We start from the raw sequence: 8,646 nt of genomic DNA on the forward strand, positions 1-8,646 counted from the left end.
GGCCCGGCCATGGCAGAGCACGGGATCGATCTCGGCAGACGTGGGTTCCTGAAGGGGCTTCTTCCCTCGGAACCGGACGTCATTCGTCCACCCTGGTCCCTCGAAGAGACAATCGCGAGCGCCTGCACGGGATGCGGCGCCTGCGTCAGCGCCTGCCCGCAAGCGATCATCAGGCTCGATGCCCGGCAGAGGCCGGAGATCGATTTCAGCTCCGGCGAATGCAGCTTCTGCGGCGCCTGCGCCGCAGCCTGCCCGGAGCCGGTCTTCGATCGCGGGCGACCTGGATTCCAGCACGTTGCCGTGATCGGGGACACATGCTTTGCCGCACGCGGCATCGTTTGCCAGAGCTGCGGCGATGCCTGTCCGGAAGCGGCGATCCGTTTCCGACCGCGCCTTGGCGGCCCTGCCCTGCCTGTACTGGCAACCACACAGTGCACCGGCTGCGGTGCCTGCATCGCGGCCTGCCCGGCCGCCGCCATCGGAACGCGCCCCACGGCGGCGGAGGCAGCCCATGCCTGAAGCCCAAGCGGCCCGCACCATCCATATTTCCAGCGCCGTCGTCACCGCCTTCCCGGAGCATTGCGACGCGGTCGTGCGCCAGATCAAGGCCCTGCCCGGCACCGAGGTTCATCGTGTCGAGAACGGCAAGATCGTCATCGTGATGGAAGCCGAGAGCACCGGCGAGATGGGTAGCAGGCTCACCGGCATCGCACTGATGGACGGCGTGCTTTCGGCAAACTTCGTCTTCGAACAGATCATCGCCCTCGACGACACTGGAGCTGGATCATGACCCTATCCCGTCGCGAGATGCTGAAGGCGCAGGCGGCGGGCATCGCCGCTGCCGCCGCCAATATGAGTCTCCCCGCCGAAGCACAGCCTGTCGCCGGCGGCGTCGACACGCTGGAGATCACCTGGTCGAAGGCGCCCTGCCGCTTCTGCGGCACGGGGTGCGGCGTGATGGTCGGCGTCAAGGAAGGCAAGGTCATCGCCACCCATGGCGACATGAAGGCCGAGGTCAATCGCGGCCTGAACTGCGTGAAGGGCTATTTCCTCTCGAAGATCATGTACGGCGCGGACCGGCTGACGCAGCCTCTGCTGCGCAAGAAGGGCGGCGTCTACGCCAAGGACGGCGAGTTCACGCCGGTTTCCTGGGACGAGGCCTTCGACGTCATGGCCGCCAAGGCCAAGCAGGTCCTGAAGGACAAAGGGCCGACCGCGCTCGGCATGTTCGGCTCCGGCCAGTGGACGATCTGGGAGGGCTATGCCGCGACCAAGCTGATGCGCGCCGGCTTCCGCTCGAACAATCTCGACCCGAATGCGCGCCACTGCATGGCTTCTGCCGCCTACGCCTTCATGCGGACCTTCGGCATGGACGAGCCGATGGGCTGCTATGACGATTTCGAGGCCACAGATGCCTTCGTGCTCTGGGGCTCGAATATGGCGGAGATGCACCCGATCCTGTGGACGCGCGTCGCCGACCGCAGGCTCGGCCACCCCCATGTCAAGGTTGCGGTGCTCTCGACCTTTACCAACCGAAGCGCCGACCTCGCCGATATCCCGATTGTCTTCAAGCCCGGCACCGATCTGGCGATCCTCAATTACATCGCCAACCACATCATCACGACCGGCCGCGTGAACAAGGACTTCGTCCAGAAGCACACGAACTTCGTCAAGGGCGCGACTGATATTGGCTATGGCCTGCGGCCCGACGATCCGCGCGAGGTCAAGGCGAAGAAGGCCGAAGATGTCGGCGCGACCTCGCCGATCGACTTCGAAGCCTATGCCGCCTTCGTCAAGGACTACACCCTCGAGAAAGTCTCGGCGCTGACGGGGGTGGAGCCCGGCTTCCTGCAAGAGCTGGCAGAGCTCTATGCCGACCCGAAGCGCAAGGTCGTCTCGTTCTGGACGATGGGCTTCAACCAGCATGTCCGCGGCGTCTGGGCGAACCAGCTCGTCTACAACCTGCATCTGTTGACCGGAAAGATCTCGGAGCCCGGCAACAGCCCCTTCTCACTGACCGGGCAGCCTTCCGCCTGCGGCACGGCACGCGAGGTCGGCACCTTCGCCCATCGTCTGCCCGCCGACATGACTGTGGTGAATCCCGAGCACCGCAAGCACGCCGAGGAGATCTGGCGGATTCCGGCCGGCACGATCCCGGAAAAGCCCGGCTATCACGCGGTCGAGCAGGATCGCATGCTCAAGGACGRCAAGCTCAATTTCTACTGGATCCAGGTCAACAACAACCTGCAGGCGGCGCCGAACAGTGCCGGGGAAACCTACCCGGGCTATCGCAATCCAGAGAATTTCATCGTCGTTTCCGACGCCTACCCGACCGTGACGGCCATGGCCGCCGACCTGATCCTGCCCGCCGCCATGTGGGTCGAGAAGGAAGGTGCCTATGGCAATGCCGAGCGGCGCACCCATTTCTGGCACCAACTCGTCAAGGCGCCCGGGGAGGCCCGTTCCGACCTCTGGCAAATGGTCGAATTCTCGAAGCGCTTCACCACCGACGAGGTCTGGCCGGCCGCCCTTCTCGATGCCAATCCCAACTATCGCGGCAAGACGCTGTTCGATGTGCTGTTCAGGAATGGGCATGTCGACAGCTTCGCTGCAAGTGAGGTCGACCCCGCCTATGGCAATCTGGAGGCCAAGCATTTCGGCTTCTACGTCCAGAAGGGACTGTTCGAGGAATATGCCAGCTTCGGCCGCGGTCACGGCCATGACCTGGCGCCGTTCGACACCTATCACGAGGTCCGCGGGCTGCGCTGGCCGGTGGTCAACGGCAAGGAAACTCTCTGGCGCTATCGCGAAGGCCTCGACCCCTATGTGAAGCCGGGCAAGGGTTTCGAGTTCTACGGCAACCCCGATGGCAAGGCGCGGATCATCGCCGTGCCCTACGAGCCGCCGGCGGAATCGCCGGACAACGAATATGATCTCTGGCTGGTGACCGGACGGGTGCTCGAGCACTGGCATTCCGGCTCGATGACGATGCGCGTGCCGGAGCTCTTCAAGGCTTTCCCCGGCGCTCGCTGCTTCATGCACCCGGACGATGCCCGCAAGCGCGGGCTCAACCAGGGGGCGGAGATCCGGCTGATCTCCCGCCGCGGCGAGATGCAGACCCGGGTCGAGACGCGCGGGCGCAACCGCATGCCCCAGGGCGTCGTCTTCGTGCCATGGTTCGACGCCAGCCAGCTCATCAACAAGACCACTCTCGACGCGACGGATCCCATCTCCAAACAGACGGATTTCAAGAAATGCGCGGTCAAGATCGTAGCGGTCTGAGCCTGGTGCGCTCCTGGACCGTCCTTGGAACTGCCCTGGCAGCTCTCGTCGTCCTCTGCTTCGGCGCGCTCTCGCAGGAGAGCGGCCGGATCAACATCGTGCCGCGCCTGACCGGCGCGGCGCCGCCGATGGGCGCCGTCAACGTGCCGCCGCTCGACCGTCCGATCGTCGACGACGTCAGGCGCATGCGGAACTACCCGGAACAGCCGCCGATCATTCCGCATTCGATCGACGGCTATCAGCTGACGCTGAACACCAACCGCTGCATGGATTGCCACAAGCGGGAGTTCACCGAGGGCTCCGGCGCCCCGATGATCAGCATCACCCATTTCCAGGACCGGGACGGACAGGTGCTCTCGGACGTGACCCCGCGGCGCTATTTCTGCACCGCCTGCCATGTTCAGCAAACCGACGCCCGCACGCTGGTGCCGAATACGTTCCAGGACGCAAACACGATTGGCCGCAAGCGGTAACGGGGCGCCGACATGGGCAAGCTGAAGGCTCTCTTCCTGCGCGCGTGGAACCTCGCGGTCTGGTTCTGGCGGGTCATCAGCCGGCCCAGCGCCTATCTGTCCCTGGGGTTCCTGACGCTCGGCGGCTTCATCTGCGGCGTCATGTTCTGGGGAGCGTTCAATACGGCGCTCGAGGTCACCAACACCGAGAAATTCTGCACCTCCTGTCACGAGATGCGCGACAACGTCTATCAGGAGCTGACCCAGACGGTTCATTTCTCGAACCGCTCAGGCGTGCGGGCCAGCTGCCCCGATTGCCATGTCCCCCATGAATGGACCCACAAGATCGCCCGCAAGATGCAGGCCTCGAAGGAGGTCTGGGGCAAGATCTTCGGCACCATCTCGACACGCCAGAAATTCCTCGACCACCGGCTGGAGCTCGCCAAGCATGAATGGGCGCGGCTGAAGGCAAACGACTCGCTGGAATGCCGTAACTGCCATTCCACCGTCGCGATGGACTTCACCAAGCAGACGCGCCGGGCAGCCGAGATCCACAGCCGCTTCCTGATTCCGAAGGAGAAGACCTGCATCGACTGCCACAAGGGCATCGCCCATCTCCTGCCCGACATGACCGGTATCGAGCCCGGCTGGAAGGAAGCCCCGGAGCTCCAGGGCAAGGGCAGTGCCTCCTGGCATGGGCCAGAGCGGGAATTGCGCGCCTATCTCGCCAGCATCGAGACGCGCTGAACAGACAGAGAGACCATCGAAGGGCCTGATCGCGGCGCGATCCTGGAGCGTTCCCGCGACAGTTCGAATGGCAGAACAGCCCGCCCGCCGTGCTGTTCAGGGCTTGGACCCGACACAGATATCCTTCAACGCCTGCCATTCCACATCGGTGAGGATCGCCGGTCCGGTCGTCGGGCGGTCGAGGCGCTTCATGCGGTCCAGCCGCTCGGCGCTGAGCGGATGGCTGTCCAGGATCGTGCCGCGGCTGTCGCTGCCGGTGATCCGCACGAGGAACTCACCCAGGGCAGCCGGCGATCGCCCGAGCCCGGTCATCKCCGCAACCGCAAAATCATCCGCGCCGCTTTCCGCATCACGCGAATGCGACGCGTCGAGGATCGAGCGGGCGCCAAAGATCACTGCGCCGCTGCCGGTGATATCGCCGAACAGCAAGCCAATCAGAAAGGACGTGCCCCCGGTTTGAATCAATTGGCGAAGGCCGTCGCGACGATGGGCATGGCCCAGCTCATGCGCAATCACGCCAGCAATCTCGTCAGGATTCTGCGCCTTCTGCAGCAGCCCTTCGAACAGATAGATCTTGCCGCCCGGCAGTGCGACGGCATTGGGAATGGCCGATGACAGAACCTGCGCTTCCATCGGACTGGAAACGCCTCCTGCCTCCCTCAGCCTGTCCACCATCTTCGCGAAGGCGCGCTGTCCCGCCGGCTGGGCGCAGACATGGCCACCCATGAGTGCACGCACCTGCTTGTCCACGGCATCGCCCAGACGCTTCTCCGCCGCTATGGGGACCAGTGGCGCAAGCCGGTCGGCGAGGAGCGGAATGCCGTAAAGCGTGATCAGCAGGATCGAACATGCGGCGGCCAGCGACCATCCGACGATGCGCCAGGTCTGGCTGCCGCCGCTTGCGAGATCGAGCGCTCCGCAACGGGCAAGCAGTGTCTGCGCCGTCGCCTCGTCCGCGACCTCCAGCCGGGCGAGAGGCAGGGCCGACACGGCACTCAAGCGCAGGGTAGCTTGTCCGTCCGCCCGGCGAATGTCGTCATAGGGCCAGGACGCGATGACGAGGTCATCCTCGGCGATCTCAAGCTTGCGCGAAAACCGCAGCGCGACCCGGCGCTTGCGGTTGGAGCTGCCGTCGAAGAAGACGGCTGGATGTTCGGACTGCCCGTTCGAAGTCATGATGCGGGATCGGTCGCACCCCGTCATAGGCCGCCAATGTCGAGGCTGTCGGCAAAGCCTTCGCCCAGCGCACCAACGGCAGCACCCTGACCGGTGACATCGTCGGCAGCAGCCAGGTTGAGCACGCTCGTCCGTCCCGCGATCTTCGCCCAGATGTCGCGGGTGAGGTAGATTCGGACCACCGCGCCGAAAGCGATCGCCGCCACCAAATAGCCCACCCCCAGAGCGAGCAAGACCAGCGGATGCTGCATGGCCACCCGAATGCGCTCCGCGCTCCCTCCTGAGAGGTAGGTTGCCCCGACGGTTACGCCCACCAACCACAGCCCCAGCACGAGCACCAGCAAGAGCGACCAGCCGACGACTTTCCAATAGCTGCTGATCAAGTCGCTCCGCTCGAGATCGGAGCGGAACGCCACGTCACCGAAACGAATACCCGAGACCCACCAGCGCCATTCGATCGCTTTGTACGCGCCATAGAGAAACGGCAGCGGGATCAGGAGCACCGCCGCCGGCAAGGCCAGAAGCCAGAGGAACCAGGCCTGCTTGAAGAAGTCGCTGCCGGTTCCCTCGAACCGGCCCTGCAATGTACCATAGGAGGTATGGCGCATCTTGAAGCGTTCGAGTGCCGCCTGCCGCCACGGCAAGGCCAGTCCGGCGGTCAGCAGGACCAGCAGAGACCATGATCCGGCGCGCCAGCTATAGCCCCAGCCCGATCCGCCCATCCCGAATCGCAATCCGCGCCAGACCGTGCGCGTGACCCGGTAACGTCGCGCGCGGTAGAGCGCGAATTGTGAAAACAGATAGAGGAACAAGAACAGCGGAATGCCGGCCAGCGTGTCGATTCCTCCGGCTTCGGGGCCACCGAGAAAAGAGATCAGAAGGAGCGGCACCAGGAAGCCGACCAGATAGCCCGGCACCAGAATGGCCATCGCGATCAGGAAGCCGATCAACAACTCCTTGGCTCGGCCGGTATATTCCACGGGGTCGCCGCCGACCGAGGTATTCGACCACAAATGCCGTCGGATATCGGTTGCAAGCCAGAACCGGTAGAAGCCGAGCGTGACCAGCTCCAGCAATGCGCCGCGCGTCACCAGCCGCCGGAACACTGGTCGCTCACTGGAAAACATCACCCGGTCGACCCGCGGCGTGGCAAGGTGCGAGGTTGTCTGGTGCATGGCGAAGCTCGCTATCACGTCAGATTCGACGGAAACTTGTCCGGCACATCCATAGCAGCTGCGTCAGCCGCCGAAATAGCCACAACCGTGAGTTTAGTCAGGAATTTATATGACAGGTTAATCTAGCGCTGACGTAGCGTCTGAGCGGGTTCAAGCGACACTCCGGGGCTCCACAGCAGGCAGCCGCCTGGCAGCGATCCGATCGAGAATGGCGCGGTCTCGTCGGAAGWCAGACGCGCTGAACAGGCTCAGGCCGCTTGAAGCGCTCCGCGCGCTGCGAGATGGATGCCCGCCAGCATGCAGCGCACCGAGCCACCGGCGAGTTCGATGGTCGGCACGTCGAGCGGCAGCAGGGTCGCAAGACCCTCCAACGTCGCACGCTGCTCCGGGCGCAGAGCCTGCAAGGCGCGTGACGACAGCGCCACGACGCGACCGTTGCTGCCCTGCAGCTCGATTGCATTGCCGGCGAACGCGTTGATCTGCCCGTGGTCGAGATCGATGATGATGCGCCCCTGGGCCAGTCGCTCCGCAATCTCGTTCCGGCGCGCCGCATCGCGAATGGTGGCCAGCCCGATCAGGCAGAAATCCGTGCCGACGCACATCAGGACATTGGTGTGATAGATCGCCCGGCCCGCCGCATCGACCGCATCGAAGACCACCGGCTCGAAATTGAAATGCGTGCAGAAGCGCTCCAGCGCCACCTCGTTGGTGCGGTTCGAACGCGCGGCATAGGCGACACGCTCGATGTGATCGAGCACCATCGCGCCGGTGCCTTCGAGATAGACCCCGTCCTGCTCCAGCCCGGAATAGTCGATCACGTCCTGGACGCGATAGCGATGCTTCAGCATCTCGATGACGTCGTGCCGCCGCTCCTTGCGCCGGCTCGGCGAGAACATCGGATAGAGCGCAACATGGCCCCCGGAATGGGTCGAGAACCAGTTGTTCGGGAAGACGGAATCCGGCGTCGCGTTGCCCTCGTCCTCGAAGAGATGCACGGCGATGCCGGCTTCCTCCAGCCGCGCCGCAGCACGCGTCACTTCACGATGCGCTTCGGCGGCGATGGCGGCGGCGCTGCGCGCAGCATCGGTGCCCTGAAAGAGATTATCGGCGGCCGTCGCCGGGTTCGGGCTGAAGTGATGCGGACGGATCATCACGACGCTGCGCGCCGCCTGGACGGAGAGCTTTTGCATCATCGCGCCCCGAGAAACGCACGAGGAGCAGCGACCGGCGCGCTCAGCAGGCCGAACAGGTTGCGCGGATCTTCCGGCTCGGTGAGGAGGTCGATCTCGTCATAATAGTCGGTGCCCTCGACCTGATCGCGCAGATAGCGCAGGGCCGAAAAATCCTCCGTGGCGAAGCCGACGGAATCGAAGATGGTGATCTGGTCCTCGGTGCGGCGCCCCTTGGTCTCGCCGATAATCACGCGCCAGAGCTCCGTGACCGGGAAATCCGGCTCCATCTGCTGGATCTCGCCTTCGATCCGGGTCTGCTCTGGAAACTCGACGAAGACATCGGCGCGCAGCAGGATGTCGCGCTGCAGTTCGGTCTTGCCGGGRCAATCGCCGCCCACCGCGTTGATGTGCACGCCGGCCCCGACCATGTTGTCGGAGAGGATCGTCGCCTTGAGCTTGTCGGCGGTGACGGTGGTGATGATATCGGCGCCAAGCACGGCCGCTTCGGCGCTGCTCGCTACCTCGATCTCAAGCCCGTGCCCCGCGAGATTGGCCCTGAATTTCGCGGTCGCAGCCGGATCGATATCATAGACCTGCAATCGCCGGATGCCGTTCAGCGCCTTGAAGGCCAGCGCCTGGAAC

General features: G+C 64.4%; 9 protein-coding genes. 5 read left to right on the plus strand and 4 right to left on the minus strand.

All coding sequences use genetic code 11. The annotated features are described in order from the left end of the window. Nucleotides 1-9: 9 nt before the first annotated feature. The 5 genes from napF to AC1DRP_RS15235 are packed head-to-tail and all read left to right on the plus strand — an operon-like array spanning nt 10 to nt 4,481. Nucleotides 10-519, plus strand: coding sequence for a ferredoxin-type protein NapF (gene napF / locus AC1DRP_RS15215; RefSeq protein ID WP_441509141.1), 510 nt, complete (start codon nt 10-12; stop codon nt 517-519). Then, the gene (locus AC1DRP_RS15220) at nt 512-790 is read left to right on the plus strand and encodes a chaperone NapD (protein ID WP_441509137.1); all 279 of its coding nucleotides are present in this window, start codon (nt 512-514) and stop codon (nt 788-790) included. Before napF ends, AC1DRP_RS15220 begins: the two co-directional genes overlap by 8 nt. After that, on the plus strand, nt 787-3,282 hold the full coding sequence (gene napA, locus AC1DRP_RS15225; protein WP_476768876.1) for a periplasmic nitrate reductase subunit alpha: 2,496 nt from the start codon (nt 787-789) through the stop codon (nt 3,280-3,282). The genes AC1DRP_RS15220 and napA overlap by 4 nt, the downstream gene beginning before the upstream one ends. Beyond that, nucleotides 3,255-3,755 (plus strand): nitrate reductase cytochrome c-type subunit, encoded by a 501-nt coding sequence (locus AC1DRP_RS15230; RefSeq protein WP_441509139.1) that lies wholly within the window; start codon nt 3,255-3,257, stop codon nt 3,753-3,755. The genes napA and AC1DRP_RS15230 overlap by 28 nt, the downstream gene beginning before the upstream one ends. Nucleotides 3,756-3,767: 12 nt before the next feature. Continuing rightward, the gene (locus AC1DRP_RS15235; RefSeq protein ID WP_441490404.1) at nt 3,768-4,481 is read left to right on the plus strand and encodes a cytochrome c3 family protein; all 714 of its coding nucleotides are present in this window, start codon (nt 3,768-3,770) and stop codon (nt 4,479-4,481) included. A gap of 96 nt (nt 4,482-4,577) precedes the next feature. Here AC1DRP_RS15235 and AC1DRP_RS15240 read toward each other — a convergent pair whose 3' ends face one another. The 4 genes from AC1DRP_RS15240 to AC1DRP_RS15255 form a co-directional block, all read right to left on the minus strand. After that, nucleotides 4,578-5,657, minus strand: coding sequence for a M48 family metallopeptidase (locus tag AC1DRP_RS15240; RefSeq protein ID WP_476768877.1), 1,080 nt, complete (start codon nt 5,655-5,657; stop codon nt 4,578-4,580). Nucleotides 5,658-5,680: 23 nt separating this feature from the next. Further along, nucleotides 5,681-6,832, minus strand: a complete 1,152-nt coding sequence (locus tag AC1DRP_RS15245; protein ID WP_476768878.1) for a YjgN family protein — start codon at nt 6,830-6,832, stop codon at nt 5,681-5,683. A gap of 248 nt (nt 6,833-7,080) precedes the next feature. Beyond that, complete coding sequence (ctlX, locus tag AC1DRP_RS15250; protein WP_441490407.1) at nt 7,081-8,022, minus strand: citrulline utilization hydrolase CtlX; 942 nt, start codon at nt 8,020-8,022, stop codon at nt 7,081-7,083. Next, nucleotides 8,022-8,646: Rossmann-fold NAD(P)-binding domain-containing protein (locus AC1DRP_RS15255; protein ID WP_476768879.1), on the minus strand; the 625-nt coding region annotated here is incomplete at its 5' end. The genes ctlX and AC1DRP_RS15255, both read right to left, overlap by 1 nt.

This window comes from Allobosea sp. 01N443, assembly GCF_056399325.1.

Bases quoted from the DNA above. Each gene is read 5' to 3' on its own strand.
- napF (WP_441509141.1), top strand. From the start codon at position 10: ATGGCAGAGCACGGGATCGATCTCGGCAGACGTGGGTTCCTGAAGGGG.
- AC1DRP_RS15220 (WP_441509137.1), top strand. From the start codon at position 512: ATGCCTGAAGCCCAAGCGGCCCGCACCATCCATATTTCCAGCGCCGTC.
- AC1DRP_RS15230 (WP_441509139.1), top strand. From the start codon at position 3,255: ATGCGCGGTCAAGATCGTAGCGGTCTGAGCCTGGTGCGCTCCTGGACC.
- AC1DRP_RS15235 (WP_441490404.1), top strand. From the start codon at position 3,768: ATGGGCAAGCTGAAGGCTCTCTTCCTGCGCGCGTGGAACCTCGCGGTC.
- AC1DRP_RS15245 (WP_476768878.1), bottom strand. From the start codon at position 6,832: ATGCACCAGACAACCTCGCACCTTGCCACGCCGCGGGTCGACCGGGTG.
- ctlX (WP_441490407.1), bottom strand. From the start codon at position 8,022: ATGCAAAAGCTCTCCGTCCAGGCGGCGCGCAGCGTCGTGATGATCCGT.